Consider the following 20292-nt stretch of genomic DNA (forward strand, 5'->3'; position numbering starts at 1 on the left):
GTCACTTGGTGACCGGAATCTTCTTGACGGAGCTGTCGTTCCGTACCTTGTCGGTGATCTGCTGCAGACCCTTGGTCAGGCCCGCCGCGTCCAGCTGGCCGGACAGGAACGAGTTCCAGACGACGAGCTGGTCGGTGTTCATGCCGTAGAGGCCGAAGACCTGGTAGTCGAAGATGTTGGTGCCGGCGGCATCCAGCATCGCGGTCTGCGACTGCAGCGCGGTCGAACCGAAGCCGTCCGCGGGCACCAGGCCCTTGACGATGGTCGGCGCCAGCCGGGTCTTGGCGAAGTTGGTCGCCGCGTCCTTGGACAGCATGGCCCGCAGCAGCTCCTTGCCGCCGGCAACGTTCTTGCCCTTGGCCGGGATGATGAACGGCTCACCGGCCGCGCTGCGCAGCGACTCGTACGGCAGCTTCGGGCTGTCGGTCAGCGTGGGCTCGGGGATGCCCTTCATGTTGAAGCCGGCCTTGGTGGCCTTCTTCATCTCGTTCTCGATCCACGAACCCGAGGGGTAGAGGATGGCCTGCTGGTCGTTGCTCCACTTCGCCTGCGCGGCGGTGAACTGGGTGCCGGCGCCGCCGGGGACGAAGTAGCCGCTCTTGACCATGGTCTCCAGGGCCTTGAAGATGCCCTGGAACTGCGGCATCGACCAGCAGTTCTCCTTCAGGTTCTCCAGCGCCAGCCGGACCTCGTCGCCACCCTCCTTGATCGCGCCGTCTACGGCCATCGTGTGGTAGTAGGTGGCGGCTTCCTTGCCCCAGGCAAACAGGTACTTGCCCTTGGCCTTGGCCTTGGCGCCCAGGTCGAGCAGCGCGTCGTAGGTCTTCGGCGGCTCCCAGCCGTTCTCCTTGAACAGGCTCTCGGAGTACCACAGGCCGTACAGCGTCAGCACGTAGTTCATCGCGACGAACTTGCCGTCGAAGGTGCCGGGGATCTTGGCGCCGGGGTACAGCGTGTCGGCGATCTTCGTGCCCTCGTAGTTGTTGGCCTCGAAGACGTCGTCCAGCGTGGTCAGCTGGTCCAGGATCGTGTTGAAGCCGATCTGGTTCGCGCCGGAGTTGTCGATCAGGTCCGGCGGGTTGCCACCGACGAAGCGCGGCTGCAGCTGCTGGGCGATCTGGGTGGACGGAGCGACCTTGAAGGTGGAGCCCGCGAACTTCTTCTGCGCGATCTCGGCCGCGAAGGTCACGTAGTCGTAGCCGTAGCCACCGTTGAAGATCACCGCGTCGACGGTGGCCTTGTCCGCCATCCCGAACGGGTTGTCGGCCGTCTTGTCGGCGCCACCACCACTGGAACCGCTGTCGTCGCTGCCGCTGCCGGCACAGGCCGCGAGAAGCGTGCTGCCGCCGGTGGCCAGCAGGGTGCCGACCGCCGCGCGCTGCAGGAACAGCCGCCGCGACAGGTTGTTGGGAGTACTCATTGGTCCCGCCTTCCGAGAGTGTTTCAAGCAGTACGCCGGATCCGGCCGGCGTACTGTGCTTCAAGGGCGTGGTTGTGGTCGTCGCCGCCCGGGATGTTCGCGGACAGGTAGACCGGTGGCGTCTCACCGGACTCGGTCAGCCGGCGCAGAACCTCCGCGACCAGCATCTGCGCAATCAGCGCCGCAGTGATGGACGACACGGCGCAGACTTTGCCCCCATTGGGGAGATCCAGTACGGAATCGCCGTACGGAGCGTGGTTGTCGAGCACCACGTCGGCGAAATCGATCAGTTTCCTGCCCGACGGGTGCCGCGAGTCGACCCCGCTGGTGTGCTGCAGGGAGGTGATCGCGATCAGGGGGTGACCCTTCTCCTTCACCACCGAGGCGAGCTCGACGATCGAGCCGTTCACGCCGGAGTTGGAGGCGATCACGAACAGGTCGCCGGGGCGGGCGGCCGACAGTTCGTAGAGCTTCCGGGAGTACTGCGGGTCGCGCTCGAGCTCGCCGCCGCGCAACAGCTCGGGCGACTCACCTCCGAGCAGCACCAGATCGCGCAGGGCGATCCGGTTGGTGGCGATCAGGCCGCCGGCGCGGCCGGCGATCTCCATCGCGAGCGCCTCGGAGTGACCGGACCCGAAGGCCTGGATCACACCGTCGGCGCGCAGCGAGGCGGTGAACAGGTCCGCGGCCTGCTGGATCGGGCCGTCGATCTGGGCGGTGACCGCAGCCATGATCGGGGTGAGCGCGTGAACAAAGGCCTGCGCGCTCAAACCACTGTCGTTCTTGCTTCCGGCCTGCTCGCTGCCGTCTGCCGTGCTGGCCATCAGCGGCCCCACCCCTCGACTAAATTGATCGCCGCGACACACCTGATGCCGACAAGTGCGCAAGTTTGCGGTTTGCTGGACAGAACTTTTCTCACCTGACAGCTAAAGTCAAGGCTCATCTCACTCTTCTTCCCAGATCGGGACCGTTGCGTGACCTTGTCTGTTGTTGTTCACGACTAGACTCTTTCGAGCAGTTTGGAGCATTGCTTATGTCGGTCGAACGCCCACTCACGCAACCAACGGATTCAGTGGTCCTGTTGCCGGCCGCCACGCTGGTCCTGGGCGGCGACCTCGGCGGCACCTCCACCCGGATCGTGATCTCCGACCACGAGGGCAACGTCATCGGCCGCGGAGCCGCGGCCGGCGGAAATCCGACCAGTCACCCGGCCACCGCCGCGGCGAACTTCGGTCAGGCCGTCCGGGCGGCACTGGAGGGCCTCGATCCGGCCGCCGTCCAGGCCGCCGTGATCGGTACGGCGGGCGGCTCGGCACTCGGCCGGCCGGACGTCAAAGCCCAGTTCGACGCCGCCTGGACCAGCGCCGGACTGACGGCCGAACCGCGGTTCATCGGCGACCTCGAGGTCGCGTTCGCCTCAGGCACGCCCGCGCCGGACGGCACGGTGGTGATCGCGGGCACCGGCAGCAACACGGGACTCGTCCGCAACAACGAGCTGGTCCGGACCGCGGGCGGTCACGGCTGGCTGCTCGGCGACGACGGCTCCGGCTTCTGGCTGGGCCGGGAGGCGATGCGCAGCGTGCTGCGCGGGATCGATCTGGGCGAGCCGCTCGGCGTCCTCGGCGAGGCGGTCGTACAGGCCGTCCTGCCGGACCGCGATCCGAGCGCCGGCGCGGAGCGTGAGGGCTACGATCTGCTCCGTGACGACCTGATCCGCACCGTGAACTCACGTCCACCGGTGCTGCTGGCCGAACTGGCCCGGCCGGTGGTGGCTGCCTACGACCAGAACGACAAGACCGCCCACGCCCTGGTGAAACGCGCAGCCGAACTGCTCATTGAAACCGTCAGCCGGCTGTGGACAACGTCGGACAACGGCCCGTTGGTCCTGGCCGGCAGTGTCGCGGGTGAATCGTCACCGGTCGGCCGGTTGCTGCGGCAAAGCATTCACGAGCACTTCGACGGCGAGGTGCTGACTGCCCGTGACGGGGTCGGTGGCGCGACCTGGCTGGCCCTCGGCGTCCTCGATCCCGCTCTGGCCACCCACTCCAACCACGCCCGCCTGGTCAGTTAGGCACCCCCGGTACTACGGCCCGGTGGCTCTCCGTCACCGGGCCGTACTGTTTCCGGTCAGGTCGCGATCGGCCGCAGCTCGACCGCGAAGAACTGCGCCTCGGGGATCCGGGCGGCGATCTCCTCGGCCCGCTCCGCGCTGTCGACGTCGACGATGAAGACGCCGGCCAGTTGCTCCTTCGCCTCGGAGTACGGGCCGTCGGTGGTGGCGCGGACTCCTTCGCGGACCCGGACCACCCTCGTCCGGTGCGGCGCGGCCAGCGGCTCGGCGGCAACCAGCTCGCCGCTGGCCGTGAGCTCGGCCAGCAGCTTCTCCAGTTGCTCCGCCAGCAGCTGCCTGGCCGGCGCGGGCAGCTTCTTCCCCTCCTCGGTGTGCAGGAAGGACGGATGTCCCCAGGTCACCGGATTGCTGTGGATGAGCAGCAGGTACTTCATGGTGGTTCCTTTCGGTCGAGTGATCCTCGCAGCACAGGTCGGAGGTCCACCCGGGTTCTCGACATCGCGGAATGTCGAGCGGCGGCGCCCTGCCCCGACGTACCGGCTGATCCAGTCGACCGACCCTAAGGTGAGCGCCATGAACGAGATCGACCTGCAGCTGAGCGACGGCCGGACCCTGCACGTGTACGACACCGGCCGGGGCGACGTACCGGTGCTGTGGAACCACGGCACCCCCAACGTCGGTACGCCGCCGGAGCCGCTGTTCGAGGCGGCCGAGCGGCTCGGCCTGCGGTGGTTCTCCTTCGACCGGCCCGGGTACGGCGGTTCCACCGCGGCGCCCGGCCGGACGATCGGGTCGGTCGGGGCTGACGCCGGACAGGTGACCGATGCGCTGGGCTTCGATCGTTTCGCTGTGGCGGGCTACTCGGGTGGCGGGTCCTACGCGCTGGGCAGCGCGGCGGTCCTGGGCGACCGGGTGCGGGCCGCGGTCACGCTCGCGGCGATCGCGCCGTACGGGGTGGCGGGGCTGGACTGGTTCGACGGGATGGTGCCGTCAGGGGTGGCGTCCCTGCGCGCCGCGGTGGGCGGGCGCGCGGTGAAGGCGGCGCACCAGGCGTCCGGCGTCGAGTACGACCCCGAGTTCACTCCTGCTGACTTCACGACGTTCGACGGTCCTTGGGGCTGGCTGGGCAAGGTCGCCGGTGCCGGACTCGACGCCGGGCCCGACGGCCTGATCGACGACGACCTCTCCTATGTCACGCCGTGGGGCTGTGACCCCGCCACGATCTCCGCGCCGGTACTGCTGCTGCACGGCGGTCAGGACGGGATCATCCCCAGCTCCCACGGCGACTGGCTGGCGGCGCACTGCCCTACCGCCGTACTGCGCAGCTTCCCGGCCGACAGTCACTTCACCATCGTCACCCACGCAGAGTCGGGTCTGGAGTGGCTCCGTGCTCAGCTCTGAACGCTTGCGGTCGCTTCGGAGTGGGTACTGATTTACAGATGAGGCCCCCTGGAGCTGCCAACGTGCTGTTGGCCGAGCGCTACCGGCTCGGCGACCCCGTCGGTCGCGGCGGGATGGGAGTTGTCTATCGCGCCACGGACGAACTGCTGGGCCGTGACGTCGCGATCAAGCTGCTGCTGCCGGTACGGGAAAGTGTTGCGGCCGTGGAGCGGTTCCAGCGGGAGGCCAGGGCCGCGGCGATGATCTCTGATCCCCACGTCGTCGCGACCTACGATTTCGGCCCACACGGTGACGGCTACTTCCTCGCGATGGAACTGGTCGAGGGAACCAACGTCAGCGTCGAACTCAAGCTCCGGGGTCCGTTCGCGTCCGAGCGGGCACTGGCGATCGTGCGGCAGGCGGCTGCCGGGCTGGCCGCGGCTCACCGGCACGGCCTGATTCATCGCGACATCAAGCCGGCCAATCTGCTGCTCACCAAGGACGATCTGGTGAAGGTGGCCGACTTCGGCATCGTCAGGATTCTCGGGGACACCACCACGACGCTGACCGCGACCGGCCAGATCGTCGGCACCAGCCACTACCTCGCGCCCGAGCGAGCCCTGGGCAAGCCGGCCGAGGCGGCCTCGGACGTGTACGCGCTCGGCTGCGTGCTCTACCAACTGGTGACGGGTGAGCCGCCGTTCACGGCGGAAGACCCGGCCTCGGTGATGTACCAGCACGTTCAGAGCGAGGCGACCTCGCCGAGCGAGCTGCGACCTGAGCTCGCCGGGGACTTCGAGGCGTTGCTGTTCTGGATGCTGGCCAAGGATCCGGAAGCCCGCCCGACCGCCGAGCAGGTGGCTGCCGGAGCGACGGCCCCGCCGCTCACCCGTGCCGACGCGATCCTGCCACTGCCGGTACGCCGTCGCCCGTCGCGCAGGGTGCTCGCCGCGACCGCGGCTGGGCTGACACTTGCCGCCGCCGGCGCCGTGGGCATCCTGCTGGACGCGAACTCGGAGAAACTGCCCGCCACCAACGACCTGCGGCCATCAGTGCCCGCAGCCAGTGCTCCGGCACCCACCAAGCCCGCCACCGTGTTGCCAAAGGCAACAACTTCCCGGTCGACCGGAGTGCTCGGCACCACCAGGGCCGCCACTCCTGACCGGTCGCTCCGCGCGAGCACCAGGACCCAGGCACCGAAGGCCGTCCCCTCGGCGAAGCCGACGAAGACCGAGAAGACGAAGAAGCCGAAGCCCGCCAACACGAACGGGAACAACGGGAACGGGAACACCGGCAACGGCAACGGCAACGGCAATGGCAACGCTGGGAACGGCAACAGCAAGAAGGGCTGACCGGCAGCCGCTAGTTGGACCACGCTGAAAAGCACCACCGCCGGGCCCGCGCCGACCCTAGCCTGTGCCGCAGGTCGCATCCGCCGGATCTCGGCCGGCTCGTGGTCGCGCTCAGCGCGGTCCATCTCACCAGCGCTCTGCGTCTGCTCGCGCTCACAGCCGCCACGGCAGTGCTCTGGATCTGGCAGCTCAACAAACTCGGGATCGGCGGCATCACGTCGGTACTGCTCTGGATCGTCGTCCTGCTCGGCCTGGTCCGGTCGGCGCCCGCGCCCCATGCCCATCGGGAGCTCGACCGCTCGGTCTACCGGCGGATGGCCGACGCGGAGCACGCCTGGCCGCAGTGGTCGGAGATGATCTACCGCAGCGAGCACGGCGCCGCTTCAGTGACGGCCCGCCGCGTACTGCGCTGGACCATCTACCGCAAGCTCGTCGGCCTGGACACCAGAACAGCGCTCGGCGGCCTCTACACCTCGCTGGCGCTCCGCCTCACCATCGGCTGCCTGCTCGCCGTCGGGGTCACCCCGATCGTCCTGCCGTGGTCGTCGGGCACCGTCGTCCTGATGCTGACCTTCGGCCGGCAGACCTTCCAGTACTCCGCCGGGCCGAACCGGCCGTATTCCTGCCTGACCTACTTCGTCGGCAGCCTGGTCGTGCTCAGCAGGCTGAAGATCCTGACCCCGACCCCCGTCGGGGACGTCCTAGTCGGTGCTGACGACGGCTTCGTCCCCGCTGACGCGATGCACCCGGACCCGGGCCACCCGGCGGCCGTCCATCTCCTTGACCGTGAGCTTGTAGCCGTCGACCGCGCCCTCGTCGCCGACTGAGGGCACCCGGCCCAGCTGGGCGGCCACGAAACCGGCCACCGTCTCGTACGGGCCGTCGGGCAGCTCGACGCCGGTCTCGTCGGCGAAGTCGTCCAGGTTGAGCAGGCCGTCCACCTCGACGTCACCGCTGCGCAGCCGGGTGGTCTCGGTGGACTCCTCGTCGTACTCGTCCTTGATGTCGCCGATCAGCTCCTCGACCAGGTCCTCGAGCGTGACGATGCCGGCGGTGCCGCCGTACTCGTCGAGCACGATCGCCAGGTGGGTGCTGCGCCGGCGCATCTCGGTCAGCGTCGGCAGCAGCTTCGCGGTGTCGGGCAGCATCAGCACCTCGCGGGCGAGGTCACCGACCCGGACCGACCGGCTGGCGACCGCGGGATCGAACAGGTCGCGGACGTGCACGAAGCCGACGATGTCGTCGGCCGAGCCGTTCATCACCGGGTAGCGCGAGTGCGGTCGCTCGGCGGCGAACTTCACCGCTTTGTACGCCGGCATCTCGGCGTCGACGAAGTCCACCTCGGTCCGCGGCAGCATCAGTTCGCGCAACTGCCGGCTGCCGGCCTCGAAGACGTCGTCGACGATCCGGCGCTCCTCCTCGCCGAGCGACTCGTGCGCGGAGACGATCTCGCGCAGCTCCTCGTCCGACATCACCTCGCGGTTCGCGTTCGGGTCACCGCCGAGCGCGCGGACCACCAGGTCGGTCGAGCGGGACAACAGCCAGATCACCGGCCGGGCACCGGAAGCGATCCGGTCGACCAGCGGCGCCAGACCGAGTGCGAACGTCTCGGCCCGCTGCAGCGCCAGCCGCTTGGCCGCGAGCTCGCCGAGCACGATCGAGACGTAGGAGATGGCCACGGTGATCAGCACCAGCGCGACGGTGTTCGCCACCGACTCGGGCAGGCCGAGATCCTGCAGGTGCGGTGACAGGCTGTCGGCCAGCGTCGCGCCACCGAAGGCGGCGGACAGGAAGCCCATCAGCGTCACGCCGATCTGCACGGCGGACAGGAAGCGGTTCGGGTTGGCGGCCACCTTGGCGACGATCTCGCCGCGCCGGCCGCGCTGGGAGATCGACTTGAGCTGGCTGTCCCGCAGGGAGACCAGCGCCATCTCGGCGGCGGCGAAGACACCACCGATCAGCACGAAGACGAAGATCAGGACGATGTTGAGCAGGGTTTCGTTCATGAGCTGGGGGTTCCTAGCGCCCTCTCCGCGTAGACAGGAGAGGACGCGACCTTAGGGCGACGTCCATCGATCAAGAGTACCGGTGGCGGGTCCATCGATGCATGTTTGAAATTGTTGGTTTACGATGGTTGATGAATGAGAGTGTCGATTCTCGGCCCTGGAGCGGAAGGTCGGACCATGAACACCACTGCACGCGGTGCGCGCCGGACGGACACCACCTTGTCCGACGGCCGGCAACTGATCTACTACGACCCGGCCGACGCGCCGGTCCGGGTCCCGCTCGAGGACACCCGGGGCCTGCCGGCGCCGAAGCCGCTGGCCGAGTTCCGGACCGATCCGCTGACCGGTGACACGATCACCTTCGCCACCCACCGCAACACCCGGACCTACCTGCCGCCGGCCGACCAGTGCCCGCTGGATGCCAGCCGGCCGGGCAACGCCACCGAGATCCCGGACCACGACTACAACGTGGCCGTCTTCGAGAACCGGTTCCCGTCGTTCTCCGGCCCGGGCCGGTGCGAGGTGGTCTGCTTCACCAGCGACCACACCAAGTCCTTCACCCAGTTGTCCCAGGGCCAGGCCCGGCTGGTGGTCGAGGCCTGGGCCGACCGGACCGCGGAGCTGAGCTCCCGGCCCGACATCGAGTACGTCTTCGCCTTCGAGAACCGCGGCCGCGAGATCGGCGTCACGCTGAGCCACCCGCACGGCCAGATCTACGGCTACCCGTTCCTGCCGCCGCGGATCCAGACCCTGATGGCGCGCGCCCGGGAGTACCAGGAAGTTGCCGGAAGCAACCTCTTTGCCGACGTCCTGGCCGCCGAGCGCAAGGACGGCCGCCGGGTGGTCGCGGAGAACGCGAACTGGACCGCGTTCGTGCCGCAGGCCGCGCGCTGGCCGGTCGAGGTACACCTCTACCCGCACCGCCAGGTGGCCGGCATCTCCGACCTGACCACGGAGGAGCGGGACGACTTCGCCCAGCTGTACCTCGACGTACTGGGCCGTTTCGACGGTCTGTACGGCGAGGACCTGCCCTACATCGCCGCCTGGCACCCGGCGCCGGTCCGGGTCGATCGCGAGCTGGGCTACCTGCACCTGGAGCTGTTGTCGATCCGGCGGGCCCAGGACAAGATCAAGTACCTGGCCGGCTCGGAGTCCGGGATGGGTGCCTTCATCTCCGACACCCTGCCCGAGGATGTCGCCGAGATGCTGCGGAAGGTTGGCTCATGAGCAAGTTCGTGGAGGTCTTCGGCGTTCCGGCCGACGGGGTGTGGCGCGCGCCCGGCCGGGTCAACCTGATCGGCGAGCACACCGACTACAACGACGGTCTGGTGCTGCCGATCGCGCTGCCGAACCAGATCACGGTCACCGCCTCGGCCCGGACCGACGGGGTGGTCGCGGTGGCGTCCTCCGGCCAGGACGGGATCATCACCTTCGAGCTGGACTCGCTGGCTCCCGGCTCGGTGGCGGACTGGGCCGCCTACCCGGCCGGCGCGGCCTGGGTGCTGCTGAAGGACGGCTACGAGATCGGCGGGGCGAACCTGCTCGTCGAGTCCGACCTGCCGTCCGGCGCCGGGTTGTCGTCGTCCGCCGCCCTGCTCTGCGCGACCGCCGTCGCCCTGCTCGGCCTGCGTGACCTCGACGTCGATCCGGCCGAGGTCGCCCGGCTCGCTCAGCGCGCCGAGAACCAGTACGTCGGGGCGCCGGTCGGTCTGATGGACCAGATGGCGTCGATGTGCTGCACGGCCGGCCACGCCCTGTACTTCGACATCCGCGCGATGTCGACCGACCAGATCCCCTTCGACCCCGCGGCCGACGACCTCGCCTTGCTGGTGATCGACGTGAAGGCACCGCACCGGCACGTGGACGGCGAGTACGCCGCCCGCCGGAAGTCCTGCGAGCAAGCCGCGGCCGAACTCGGCGTACCGGCGCTGCGGTCGATCGCCCCCGAGGACCTGGACGATGCTTTGGGCCGGCTGTCCGACGACGTCGCGCGCCGCCGCGTCCGGCACGTGGTGACCGAGATCCGCCGGGTAGAGGACACGATCGCCCTCCTGCGCGCTGGCCGCTTGCGCGACGTCGGCCCGCTCTTCACCGCCTCGCACGCCTCGCTGCGCGACGACTTCGAGATCACCGTTCCCGAACTGGACGTGGCCGTGGACACGGCGCTGGCCGCCGGTGCCCTCGGCGCCCGGATGACAGGCGGCGGCTTCGGCGGCTGCATCGTCGCCCTGGTCGAGGCTTCGGCGACCAACGAGGTGCTGGCTGCCATCGAAAAGGCCTTCTCGAAAGAGGGCTTCACCAAGCCGACCTCCCTGGACGCCACCCCCTCAGCAGGCGCCTCCCGCGTCTCGTAGTCAGCAGGTCGCCAGTTCTCTGCGGATGGTGGGGGCGAAACAGAGGGTGGCGATCAGCTGCAGGACGCCCATGGCTATGTAGGGGAACGTCAGGGTGGTGCTGTGGGCCAGGAGGCCGGCACCTACCGCACCCAGTGGGGCGGCGCAGAAGCCGACCATGCGGTAGACCGAGGTGACTCGGCCCAGGAGTGCGGGCGGGACGAGGCGTTGGCGCAGGGTGATCGTCACGACGTTCCACCACGTACCGGCCAGGCCGAGGACGATCACGGCGATCGCCACCACGACGAGGTTGGTGGCGAAGCCGAAGACGATGATCATCAGGCCCGAGACGAGCGACGAGCCGATCACGCTGACCACCATCGGCGTGCGCTTGGACCAGCGTGGGGCCAGCAGGCCGCCCGCTATGCCACCGACGGCGTACGTCGCGACCAGCCAGCCGAAACCGGCCTCCGGCAGGTCCAGCACCTCCAGGACGTAGAGCACGAGGATGGCGATGATGCCGGTGCCGACCGCGTTCAGGACCAGCAGGAGCAGGCAGAGCGAGCGCAGCAGTTTGTGCTGCCACAGGTAGGTCAGGCCCTCTTTGAGCTCGCGGCCCAGGTGACGGTCGGCGGCCGGCTGCTGGGGTGGGGTGGCGTGCCTGATCGACCAGACCAGGATCGCGGCGACGGCGAAGGAGACGGCGTCGACGACGATCGGGAGGCCGCGGTCGATGACGAAGAGCGCGGCGCCGACAGGCGGGCCGATCAGGCTGGCGAGCAGCAGCAACGAGACCTGCTGGTAGCCGTTGGCGCGTTCCAGGGCCTCGCCGGCGACCAGGTCCGGCACGATCACGGAGGCGGCGTTGTCGAAGAACGGCGCCAGCAGTCCGAGGGCGAAGCCGGCGATCAGCAGGATCGGGATGTTCGCGACGTCGGCGATGATCAAGGCGGCGAGGATGCCGGCCAGCACGGCGCGGAGCGCGTCGACGATCCACATCGTCGACGTACGCCGCCAGCGGTCGACCATCACCCCGGAGACCAGGCCCAGCAGCAGCCAGCCCGCGCCGGCCACCGCCTCGCTGAGCGAGACGATCCGCGGGTCCCGGGTGAAGGACGCCGCCAGCAGCGGCAGTGCCCCGAAGGTGATGCCGTCGCCGATGAACGAGACCGCTCCGGCACACCAGACGACCCAGAACGGTCGTCCCAGGGGCGCCGTACCGGTCCGGGTCACGAAGCGATTATGAGTTCACTGCCTGTCTCGCGCATGGCTTTTCTGGCCGGCTGCGGCAGTCCGGCGTCGGTCACCACCACCTGGACGTCCGACCAGGTGGCGAAGGTGCTCAGGCCGACCGTGCCCCACTTGGTGTGGTCGGCGACCAGGATCACCTCGCGGCTGGCGGCGATGAAGGAGCGGTTCGTCTCCGCCTCCATCAGGTTCGGGGTGCTCAGCCCGTGGTGCGCGTCGACGCCGTGGGCGCCGAGGAACAGCAGGTCCAGATGCAGCGACTGCAGGGCGGCGGTGGCGATCGGCCCGACCAGGGCGTCGGACGGGGTCCGGATGCCGCCGATCAGCACGACAGTGCGGTCGGAGCGGCCGTTGCCGTGGAAGACGTCGGCGATCCGGGCCGAGTTGGTGACGACGGTGAGGTTCTCCACCCGCAGCAACTGCCGGGCCAGCGCGTACGTCGTCGTACCGGCGCCGATCCCGATCGCGCTGTCCGGCCGCACCCGGCCGGCCGCCTCGATCGCGATCGACTGCTTGGCCGCGGACTCCTGGGTCAGCTTGGCGTCGAAGCCCGGCTCGTGCGCGCTGCGCAGGCCGACCGACGTGGCGCCGCCGTGCACCTTGTGCAGCAGGCCGCTGGAGTCGAGGGCGTCCAGGTCGCGCCGGATCGTCATGTCGGAGACGCCGAAGCGCTCGACCAGTTCGGCCACCGTGATCGCGCCGCGGCTGTTGACCTCGGCAACGATCGTGGCCTGCCGCTGGGCGGCGAGCTGGCCGCCCCGGCCGCGGGACGGTTCGGCTGCTCCGGTGACGTTCACAGCGACAGCCTAAGGTCTGGACCCCCGATCGCAGGCGGAATGTGCTGGTTTAGGTGCCGCGGGACCGAAATAGGATTGCCGCCACGGTCACCGCTTGTCAGGCTGAACCATGCGCTTCCCCGAGGACGTCCCGACGCTGACCGCCGACGCCGTCACCCTGCGTGCTCACACGGTCTCGGACATCGAGGCGGCGTACGACGCCTGCCAGGACGCCGAGATGCAGCGCTGGACCACGATCCCGGTGCCCTACGAGCGGCAGCACGCCGAGCAGTACCTGACCGAGTTCATCCCGGCCGCCTGGCGCGACGGCAAGTCGTGGGCCTGGGCGATCGAGTACGACGGCCGCTACGCGGGCACCATCGACCTGCGTCCCCAGGACGGCAACCTCGGCGAGGTCGGTTTCGCGGTGGCGCCCTGGGCCCGGGGCAACGGCGTGATGACCGGGGCGTTGCGGCTGGCCGTGCGGCACGCGTTCGAGCAGGGCTGGGACCGGGTGGTCTGGCGTGCGTACGTCGGCAACTGGGGCTCGCGCCGGGTGGCGTGGAAGTGCGGCTTCCGGAACCTGGTCACGATTCCAGCCGGTGGCCTGCAGCGCGGTGTCCGCCAGGACGAGTGGGTCGCGTCGATCGCTCGGGACGACGAGCCGGAGGCCCAGGGCAACTGGTGGCAGGTGCCGGTGATCGAGACCGATCGGCTCCGGCTGCGGCCGTTTCGCAGTACTGACGCGAAGCGGATCGCCGAGGCCTGCGACGACGTACGGACTCAGGAGTGGCTGGCCGGACTGCCGCAGCCGTACCAGCTGTCCGACGCCGAAGGTTTCATCGAGAGCCGGCCGGCGAACTCGGCCGGCGGCGAGGGTGTCTCCTGGGCGATCGCCGATCCGGAGACCGACGAGCTGCTCGGCTGTGTCAGTGTCTTCGATCTGCAGAACCGGATCGACTCGACGATGGGCGAGATCGGCTACTGGGCCCACCCCGACGCTCGCGGCCGGGGCGTGATGTCCGGCGCGGTGCGCGGCGCGATCGGCCACGCCTTCACCCCGATCGCCGACGGTGGCCTCGGCCGCCGCCGGCTGGTGCTGTTCGCTGCCGAGGGCAACACCGCGTCCCAGCGCGTTGCCGAGGTCAACGGCTTCACCCGCACCGGCCGCGAGCGCGCGGCCTCGCCGGGACGCGACGGCGTGTTCCGCGACCTGCACTGCTTCGACCTGCTGGGCACCGACCCACGACCGTGAAAAGTCGTTCCCGAAGGGGAAGAATCCGGGTTTTCGCGACCAGTTGGTGACAGCCGACACATCTTCCCCTCGCCGGGAGAGCTTCTGACTGATTGAATCGACTGGTGAGAGATCGTGAGGAACTCGTCCGCCGCTGGCAGGCCGGGTGGTCTGTATCGCGGGGCTGGACCACAGTCGAGGATGACAACGACGGGATCCTGACCGTCCGCGCGGGTGAGGGGAACCGCGCGATGGAGTACGTCGTCCTGGACGCCGACGACAAACCCGAGCGCGTCGAGCGCGCGGCCGAGCTGGCCATCGCGGCGGGGAGCGAGCGCGGCGCCGGCTGGGTCACGCTCGCCACCGACGACCGGGAGGCGCGGATCGAGCAGCTGGAGGATCTCGGGCTGGAGGTGCAGCGCGACCAGGACTGGCTGATGACGATCCAGCTGTCCGAGCAGCCCGCGCTCAAGCTGAACGAGCGCTACGCGCTGCACACCGAGCTCGAGGACGACCTGATCATCACCCGCGCCACGCTGCACGGCGGAGTGGTCTCGAGCGGCCGGATGGCCGTGGTCGGGCAGGACGCCGTCGCCGACCGGATCGAGACCGATCCGGCGCACCGGCGCCGTGGTCTGGGTAGTGCCGTGATGGCCTCGCTGGTGGAGACGGCTGCCGCCCAGGGAGCCAAGCGCGGCATCCTGATCGCCTCGATCGACGGCCTGCGGCTCTACCGCAGCCTCGGCTGGAAGGTCGTCGCCGACATCGTCATCGCTCGATCCTGACCCGGGCCCGGTCGTAAAAGGTTCGTCAATGCGGGGGTGAGGTATGCCCCAAGGGGTCGTGGTCGGCGATCGGATCCGCTAGCGTCCGTGCCGCAACGACCTGGGGATCACGGGGATCGACGCAGGACGACGAGAGGCTTTTCAGCTCCATGAACGACGCACCGAACGATCCCTTCCACGCTGAGCAGCAGCCGCCGCGCTCGCACGGACGCCGTAAGCAGCAGCGTGGAGTGGCAGGCCCGATCCTCGGTGCCCTGACCGTGCTCGGACTGCTGGCCGGAACGGGCTGGTACCTGACGCACGACGACACGAAGACGACCAGCCAGGACCAGCCGCTGACGGTCCGGAGCAGCACCACCACCGACGAGTCCATGGTGACGCCGTCGGACGACGTCAGCAGCCCGGCGGCAACGCCGACACCTACCCCGAAGCCGACCCCGACGCCGACGGCCACTCCCTCCGCGACGCCTTCGAAGACGCCGAAGGCCACGCCGACGCCGACGCGGTCGAAGACCAGCCAGCCGAGCCGCGAGGGCACCCGCTCCCCCAAGCCGTCGACGAAGCCGTCCCCCAAGCCGAGCAGTACTTCGACGCCGCGGCCGAGCTCCGAGCCGCCGTCGACCAAGCCGCCGGCACCGACCGGTGGCGCCGAGGCGCAGGTGCTGCAGCTGACGAACAACGAGCGCGCCAAGAACGGTTGTGGCGCGCTGCGGACCAACAGCGCGCTGACCAAGGCCGCCGACCTGCACGCGACCGACATGGTGGTCCGGCACTACTTCGACCACACCAGCCTGGACGGCCGCTCGCCGTTCGCCCGGATGAAGGCCGCCGGGTTCAAGGGTGGCGCGATGGCCGAGAACATCGCCGTCGGCTACAAGAGCGCGGCCGCCGTGGTGGACGGCTGGATGAAGAGCGAGGGCCACCGCAAGAACATCCTGAACTGCGACTACACGATGATCGGCATCGGCTACGACGCCGGCCAGGTCAAGCCCGACTGGGGCAACGGCTCGTGGGTCCAGAACTTCGGCGGCTGAGCCTGGCTCCGGCCGGGTGCCGGAGCGAATCTAAGGGATTCGTTAAGACGTTTGTTTGAACCGTAACGGTGGCCGCAGGGGTCGGTTAAGGTCACTGTTCGGTCACCAGGGGGGCCTGGCAACGAACACGCACGGAGAACGACGGACTTCCGGTAGTACGACGAACTGAAGAGGACTCGCCCACCCATGACGGACTCGCCTACCCCTGGGCGGCACCGCAGCAGGAAAGCACCCCGACGCAGAGGCCTGATCGGCCCGATCGTCAGCGCCCTGTCCGTGCTGCTCGCCATCGGACCTGTGGTCTGGGTGATCTCGGCCCGGGACGGTTCCGCCGTTGCGCAGGACGACACGAAGGTCCTGAACGTTGCCGAGGACAACTCCGGCCCGGCCGCCGTCGAAGGCGCCAGCACCGGTCCCGGCAAGCCCAAGGTCACTGTCACCAAGACCCTGCCGAACGGCCTGACCACCACCATCACCCCGACCGGTACGCCGGCCCTGGGGTCGGCCGAGTCGACCTCCGCCGCCGCCCGTACGCCGACCGCGCCCGGCGCACCGTCGGCAGTGCTCACCACCGGCCCGGCCGGTGGGGTCGAGACGGTCACTATCACGCCGAGCGGCCCGCCGCGGACCGTCAACGGTCACGGCCGGCCGGTCCACAAGCCGACCGCGTCGAAGCCGACCACCCCGACCGCTCCGACGAAGACGCCGACCAAGACCCCGACCACCGAGCCGACGCCGGACGACCCTCCGCCGCCGCCTCCGGGTGGTGGCGGCACCAACGCGCAGGAGCGCGACGTGCTCGACCTCACCAACCAGGCGCGCCGCAGCCAGGGCTGCCGCCCGCTGCAACTGAACGACAGCCTGGTCGAGGCCGCCGGCTCGCACGCCTCCGACATGGTTCGCCGGCACTACCTGGACCACACCAATCCGGACGGCGAGAGCGCGGGCGACCGGATGGCCAAGGCGGGCTGGCGCGGCAGTGGCTGGGGCGAGAACATCGCGGCCGGCTACAGCAGCCCGCAAAAGGTCTTCAACGCCTGGATGAACAGTGACGGGCACCGCAAGAACATCCTGAACTGCAGGTTCACCAAGATCGGCATCGGGTTCGACCCGGGCCAGGTCAAACCCGAATGGGGACCTGGCAGCTGGGTGCAGAACTTCGGTCGCGACTGACCGCCGTACCGCAGCAGCCGGCTTGACCGCAGGACCCACACCGGTAAGGCGTTGTCCGTTGTCCACCGAGTTCGCCACAGGCACTGTGGCGAACCGACAACGCCTGTCCGGTTGGCCGCCGAACACGACGGGTAGATCCGTTGTGCCATGCCATCGGGCGCACCCCACGGCGCCGCGGTGAGACGAACGAGGCACGTCTTGAACCGTGAAGGGAACACGCACTGACATGTCAACGCGATCAGCCGCCGGCCGGCGGCGGCGCAGTACCCGATCGGCCCGGCCGCGGTCCCGCGTCCGGCGCACCGTGGTCGCGATCGGTTCCGTCCTGCTGGTGATCACGCCGATCTCCTGGATCCTGCTCCACCAGCCACAGACCGGCCAGGCCGAGGCCTCGGTGCCCTACGTCACCCGCGACGACGACACCTATCTCGAGGCGTCCACCACCCCGATCGCGGCAGTCCCGTCGGCACCGGGCAGCACGCCCACCACCGCATCACCCACCGGTACGCCGAAGCCGAGCGCGACGCCGACCCCGACCGGCTCCCCGAGCGTCCCGGGCTCGGCCCCGTCGGCAACGCCCACGAGCGGTCCCACCACGGCGCCGACCGCCGGGCCCACGAACGAGCCGACCGCCGGCCCGTCCGGCAGCCCGGGCACCACCTCGACCCCGCAGGACCCGGCCTCCCAGACCCCGGACCCGACCCACTCGCCGAGCAGCACCCCCTCCAGTTCGCCGACCACGACCACGACGACCCCGCCGCCACCCACCGACGACGGCAGCATGTCGGGTGCCGAGGTGGAGTTGTTCACGCTGGTCGACAACGCGCGGACCGAGCGTGGCTGCGCGCCGTTGAGACGGGACAGCGGTCTCACCGGCGGGGCCCGGGGCGAAGCCGCCGACCGGGCGAGGACCGGCGACCTGTCCTCCGGTGGTTCGTCGGGCGCGTCCACGGGCGGCCGGAACATGACCGCGAAGACTGCTTTCGACCGGCTGATGAGCTCGAACTCGAGGACGGTTCTCAACTGCGGACTGGACCAGCTCGGCGTCGGCCAGGCCAGGGCGGAGTACTGCACGACGCAGGTGCTGGTCTGTCTCAGCACCGCCTGGCGGTACGCCTGGGTGGTTGACTTCAAGTAGTCGCGCGGTGACCCACGACGACGGCTCGCGGATCGCCGGCCGCCGTGGTGACCGCCGGAGTGGGACGATGGACGAAGGTGCTTGAGTCGGCTCCGGCGGCGGGGTTAGCTTGAGCCTCCACCCACCCTGCGGGAGGCCGGAATGTACGGCGAGCGCGACGATCTCGATCCGGCCCGGCCTGCGTTGTTCGGCATCCCGCCGGACGCCGTCGCCGACGAACGCCCCGATCCGCGGCCCGAGGACGCCCGCCGGATCGGGTTGAGCCGGCACACCGAGGAGGGCGCGGTGGTCTTCTTCGCCTCCTCGCTGAACCGGGCCAAGCCCGGGCACAAGATGATGGCCTGGCTGCTGTTGCTGACCTATTCGGCCCCGGTGCTCTACATCCTGCTGACGCTGATCTGAACCGGAGCCCGCCAGCCCTTGACGGACACGGAGGGTGACAATAACGTACGACCCGCCGGGGGGAAGCCGGCAGTCAGCAGTTCACCGGGCCGGGGGGAAATCGGCCCACAGCCGGAGGGAATTCCATGTTCGTACGACGCTTCAGCCTGCCCGTCGCCGCCGTCGCGACCGCACTCACCGCCATCGTCGGCCTCGCCGCGCCGCTGCCCGCCGCGGCGGCGAGCACGATCGTCCTGTCGGGGATCCAGTACGACGCGCCGGGCAAGGACACCCGGACCAACGCGCACCTCAACACCGAGTTCTTCACCATCCGCAACCTGAGCACCCGGCCGATCAACCTGACCGGTTTCATGGTCAAGGACGTCGCCAACCACACCTTCGTCTTCCCGCGCGGCTATGTGCTGCAGGGCCGGACGACCGCGATCATCCGCACCGGCCGGAACCGCAACACCGCGGTCACCCTGTACTGGAACCAGGGCAACTACGTCTGGAACAACACCGGTGACACCGCCCGTTTCCTGACCCCGGCCGGGAAGGTCTTCGACACCTGCTCCTACAAGGCGATGACCGGCCGCTCGCGAGTTGCCTGCTAGGAAAGCTGGTGTGAGCTCCAGAAGGGCGCCAGGTCCTTCGGGGTGGCGGCCTCGGCGGCCGACTTGAAGTCGCCGGGGGTGGAGACGCCGTACCAGTGGGACGTGGCGTAGTCCTTCATCAGCTTCGCCATCGCGGGAGTGCCGATGTAGCGCTGCAGGTCGTGCAGCAGGCAGGCGCCGTAGGTGTAGACGTAACGGCCCCAGTTGGCGCCGTACCGCTTCCAGAACGCCATGTCGTTGGTGATCCGGGCATCGAGCCGCCCGGGCCAGCAGCCGGGTTGCGAGTCACCTCCGTGCAGGTCGGTGGAGTAGACGGCGAAGGACTCGTCCAGCCAGGGATCGGCGTACTCGTTGTTGCCGACGATCCCGTACCACCACTGGTGTGCCAGCTCGTGCACGACCGGGCCTTCCTGTCCCGGTGGCGCGATGAGCAGCACGAAGCCCGGATACTCCATCCCGCTGAACGAGAGCCACTTGTCGTTCAGCACCAGGTCGACCTCGCCGTACGGGTACTTGCCGAACCGCCGGCCGAGGTCGTCGATCGCTGCCATTGCCTTGGTCCGCGCATCGGCGACAGCGGCCGGCGTCACCGTGCCGGTCCACCAGGTACGGATCTTCACCCCACCCGGTGAGGTCAGCACGGACTGCTGGAAGACACCGACCGCGAAGGCGAAGTCCCTGACCTGCTTGGCCGTACTGGTCGCCGTGACCGTTCCGCCCCGGCGGATCGCCGAGGTCACGCCGGTCGCCGGCACCTGCAGGGCAGCCGGATGCTCCAGCCGTACGGCGAAGTCGGCGGCGAGCGTGTAGTAGCTCTCACCGATGCCGAGATCCGGTTCGAGATGCCATCCGGCCTGGTCGCGTACGGCCAGTACCGGAAGCGCGTTGCCGAAGAAGCTGTAGGCGCCGGCCCGCCCGAACCGCTCCAACCGCGCCGGCGCCGTCATCACCAGGTCGAACCCGATCGCCGAATGCTTGCCTGGGGCAAGCACTTGATCGAGCGTCACCTTCACTGCCGTGCAGTTCACTGTCGGCGTACCCGGCGTCCCACCCTCGAACCGGCTCACCTTCACCGGCGAGGCGCAGCCGTCCCAGGCGTTCCCCCACAGACGCAGGTAGATCTCGGCCAGCGGCTCACCGGTCGTGTTGGTGAAGGCGATGCGTTCGCGGCCCGACCAGGTCCGCCCGGTCGCGTCGGCGGCCAGCTGGACGTCGTACTGCGCCGCGCCGGGGCCGCGCACATCCTTGCCTGTAGCAACTTTCGCGGTCGCGCCGGGCAGTGCCGTCGCAGCCAGCAGGAGACAGCCGACCAGGAGGACGACGATGCGGCGCACGGAGACTCCCCGG

The 20292-nt window shown here is 69.3% G+C and carries 19 protein-coding genes; 12 read left to right on the top strand and 7 right to left on the bottom strand.

Annotated features, from left to right (window positions below; translation table 11 throughout):
• Nucleotide 1 precedes the first annotated feature (1 nt).
• Together ngcE and OX958_RS29920 are read right to left on the bottom strand one after the other, a co-directional pair.
• On the bottom strand, nt 2–1420 hold the full coding sequence (ngcE, locus tag OX958_RS29915) for an N-acetylglucosamine/diacetylchitobiose ABC transporter substrate-binding protein (RefSeq protein WP_270133374.1): 1419 nt from the start codon (nt 1418–1420) through the stop codon (nt 2–4).
• A 23-nt stretch (nt 1421–1443) separates the two neighbouring features.
• The gene (locus OX958_RS29920) at nt 1444–2244 is read right to left on the bottom strand and encodes an SIS domain-containing protein (RefSeq protein WP_270133375.1); all 801 of its coding nucleotides are present in this window, start codon (nt 2242–2244) and stop codon (nt 1444–1446) included.
• Between the two features lie 248 nt (nt 2245–2492).
• Between OX958_RS29920 and OX958_RS29925 the strand changes: the two genes are divergently transcribed.
• On the top strand, nt 2493–3491 hold the full coding sequence (locus OX958_RS29925) for an N-acetylglucosamine kinase (RefSeq protein WP_270133377.1): 999 nt from the start codon (nt 2493–2495) through the stop codon (nt 3489–3491).
• Between the two features lie 56 nt (nt 3492–3547).
• Here OX958_RS29925 and OX958_RS29930 read toward each other — a convergent pair whose 3' ends face one another.
• On the bottom strand, nt 3548–3925 hold the full coding sequence (locus tag OX958_RS29930) for a YciI family protein (RefSeq protein ID WP_270133379.1): 378 nt from the start codon (nt 3923–3925) through the stop codon (nt 3548–3550).
• Between the two features lie 139 nt (nt 3926–4064).
• Here OX958_RS29930 and OX958_RS29935 point away from each other — a divergent pair, with 139 nt between their 5' ends.
• Together OX958_RS29935 and OX958_RS29940 are read left to right on the top strand one after the other, a co-directional pair.
• Nucleotides 4065–4892, top strand: coding sequence for an alpha/beta fold hydrolase (locus OX958_RS29935; RefSeq protein ID WP_270133380.1), 828 nt, complete (start codon nt 4065–4067; stop codon nt 4890–4892).
• Nucleotides 4893–4930: 38 nt separating this feature from the next.
• Entirely contained in the window at nt 4931–6223 is a 1293-nt protein-coding gene (locus tag OX958_RS29940) for a serine/threonine-protein kinase (protein ID WP_270133382.1), read from the top strand.
• Between the two features lie 701 nt (nt 6224–6924).
• Here OX958_RS29940 and OX958_RS29945 read toward each other — a convergent pair.
• Complete coding sequence (locus OX958_RS29945; RefSeq protein ID WP_270133384.1) at nt 6925–8229, bottom strand: hemolysin family protein; 1305 nt, start codon at nt 8227–8229, stop codon at nt 6925–6927.
• 177 nt (nt 8230–8406) lie between these two features.
• Here OX958_RS29945 and galT point away from each other — a divergent pair, with 177 nt between their 5' ends.
• Both galT and galK read left to right on the top strand, forming a co-directional pair.
• Nucleotides 8407–9456: a galactose-1-phosphate uridylyltransferase gene (gene galT, locus OX958_RS29950; RefSeq protein ID WP_270133386.1), complete on the top strand. Its 1050-nt coding sequence runs from the start codon at nt 8407–8409 to the stop codon at nt 9454–9456.
• Complete coding sequence (gene galK, locus OX958_RS29955; protein WP_270133387.1) at nt 9453–10583, top strand: galactokinase; 1131 nt, start codon at nt 9453–9455, stop codon at nt 10581–10583. The genes galT and galK overlap by 4 nt, the downstream gene beginning before the upstream one ends.
• On the opposite strand, the gene OX958_RS29960 is transcribed toward galK, so the two are convergent.
• Together OX958_RS29960 and OX958_RS29965 are read right to left on the bottom strand one after the other, a co-directional pair.
• Nucleotides 10584–11795 (bottom strand): MFS transporter, encoded by a 1212-nt coding sequence (locus tag OX958_RS29960; RefSeq protein ID WP_270133388.1) that lies wholly within the window; start codon nt 11793–11795, stop codon nt 10584–10586.
• Nucleotides 11792–12607 (bottom strand): DeoR/GlpR family DNA-binding transcription regulator, encoded by an 816-nt coding sequence (locus OX958_RS29965; RefSeq protein ID WP_270133389.1) that lies wholly within the window; start codon nt 12605–12607, stop codon nt 11792–11794. Before OX958_RS29965 ends, OX958_RS29960 begins: the two co-directional genes overlap by 4 nt.
• 109 nt (nt 12608–12716) lie before the next feature.
• Between OX958_RS29965 and OX958_RS29970 the strand changes: the two genes are divergently transcribed.
• The 7 genes from OX958_RS29970 (at nt 12717) to OX958_RS30000 (ending at nt 18945) form a co-directional block, all read left to right on the top strand.
• Complete coding sequence (locus OX958_RS29970) at nt 12717–13841, top strand: GNAT family N-acetyltransferase (RefSeq protein WP_270133391.1); 1125 nt, start codon at nt 12717–12719, stop codon at nt 13839–13841.
• Between the two features lie 104 nt (nt 13842–13945).
• A complete protein-coding gene (locus OX958_RS29975) occupies nt 13946–14605 on the top strand; it encodes a GNAT family N-acetyltransferase (protein ID WP_270133393.1) in 660 nt (219 codons plus the stop codon).
• A 149-nt stretch (nt 14606–14754) separates the two neighbouring features.
• A complete protein-coding gene (locus OX958_RS29980; RefSeq protein ID WP_270133395.1) occupies nt 14755–15639 on the top strand; it encodes a CAP domain-containing protein in 885 nt (294 codons plus the stop codon).
• Nucleotides 15640–15825: 186 nt separating this feature from the next.
• Nucleotides 15826–16812 carry a CAP domain-containing protein gene (locus tag OX958_RS29985; protein WP_270133396.1) on the top strand — a complete coding sequence of 329 codons (987 nt, stop codon included), beginning with the start codon at nt 15826–15828 and terminating at the stop codon, nt 16810–16812.
• Nucleotides 16813–17038: 226 nt separating this feature from the next.
• A complete protein-coding gene (locus tag OX958_RS29990) occupies nt 17039–17950 on the top strand; it encodes a CAP domain-containing protein (RefSeq protein ID WP_270133398.1) in 912 nt (303 codons plus the stop codon).
• A 141-nt stretch (nt 17951–18091) separates the two neighbouring features.
• Entirely contained in the window at nt 18092–18352 is a 261-nt protein-coding gene (locus OX958_RS29995; protein ID WP_270133400.1) for a hypothetical protein, read from the top strand.
• 125 nt (nt 18353–18477) lie between these two features.
• Entirely contained in the window at nt 18478–18945 is a 468-nt protein-coding gene (locus tag OX958_RS30000) for a lamin tail domain-containing protein (protein ID WP_270133401.1), read from the top strand.
• Here the strand turns inward: OX958_RS30000 and OX958_RS30005 are convergent.
• Nucleotides 18942–20279 carry a M1 family metallopeptidase gene (locus OX958_RS30005; protein WP_270133402.1) on the bottom strand — a complete coding sequence of 446 codons (1338 nt, stop codon included), beginning with the start codon at nt 20277–20279 and terminating at the stop codon, nt 18942–18944. The genes OX958_RS30000 and OX958_RS30005 overlap by 4 nt on opposite strands.
• Nucleotides 20280–20292: the final 13 nt, after the last annotated feature.

The organism is Kribbella sp. CA-293567 (genome assembly GCF_027627575.1).
Classification (GTDB): Bacteria; Actinomycetota; Actinomycetes; order Propionibacteriales; family Kribbellaceae; genus Kribbella.

What these genes read in the sequence shown, in the direction of transcription:
- galK (WP_270133387.1), top strand. Translation starts at nt 9,453, where the DNA reads ATGAGCAAGTTCGTGGAGGTCTTCGGCGTTCCGGCCGACGGGGTGTGG.
- ngcE (WP_270133374.1), bottom strand. Translation starts at nt 1,420, where the DNA reads ATGAGTACTCCCAACAACCTGTCGCGGCGGCTGTTCCTGCAGCGCGCG.
- OX958_RS29985 (WP_270133396.1), top strand. Translation starts at nt 15,826, where the DNA reads ATGACGGACTCGCCTACCCCTGGGCGGCACCGCAGCAGGAAAGCACCC.
- OX958_RS29930 (WP_270133379.1), bottom strand. Translation starts at nt 3,925, where the DNA reads ATGAAGTACCTGCTGCTCATCCACAGCAATCCGGTGACCTGGGGACAT.
- OX958_RS29980 (WP_270133395.1), top strand. Translation starts at nt 14,755, where the DNA reads ATGAACGACGCACCGAACGATCCCTTCCACGCTGAGCAGCAGCCGCCG.
- OX958_RS29935 (WP_270133380.1), top strand. Translation starts at nt 4,065, where the DNA reads ATGAACGAGATCGACCTGCAGCTGAGCGACGGCCGGACCCTGCACGTG.
- OX958_RS29920 (WP_270133375.1), bottom strand. Translation starts at nt 2,244, where the DNA reads ATGGCCAGCACGGCAGACGGCAGCGAGCAGGCCGGAAGCAAGAACGAC.
- galT (WP_270133386.1), top strand. Translation starts at nt 8,407, where the DNA reads ATGAACACCACTGCACGCGGTGCGCGCCGGACGGACACCACCTTGTCC.
- OX958_RS30000 (WP_270133401.1), top strand. Translation starts at nt 18,478, where the DNA reads ATGTTCGTACGACGCTTCAGCCTGCCCGTCGCCGCCGTCGCGACCGCA.
- OX958_RS29970 (WP_270133391.1), top strand. Translation starts at nt 12,717, where the DNA reads ATGCGCTTCCCCGAGGACGTCCCGACGCTGACCGCCGACGCCGTCACC.
- OX958_RS29995 (WP_270133400.1), top strand. Translation starts at nt 18,092, where the DNA reads ATGTACGGCGAGCGCGACGATCTCGATCCGGCCCGGCCTGCGTTGTTC.
- OX958_RS29990 (WP_270133398.1), top strand. Translation starts at nt 17,039, where the DNA reads ATGTCAACGCGATCAGCCGCCGGCCGGCGGCGGCGCAGTACCCGATCG.
- OX958_RS29940 (WP_270133382.1), top strand. Translation starts at nt 4,931, where the DNA reads ATGAGGCCCCCTGGAGCTGCCAACGTGCTGTTGGCCGAGCGCTACCGG.
- OX958_RS29945 (WP_270133384.1), bottom strand. Translation starts at nt 8,229, where the DNA reads ATGAACGAAACCCTGCTCAACATCGTCCTGATCTTCGTCTTCGTGCTG.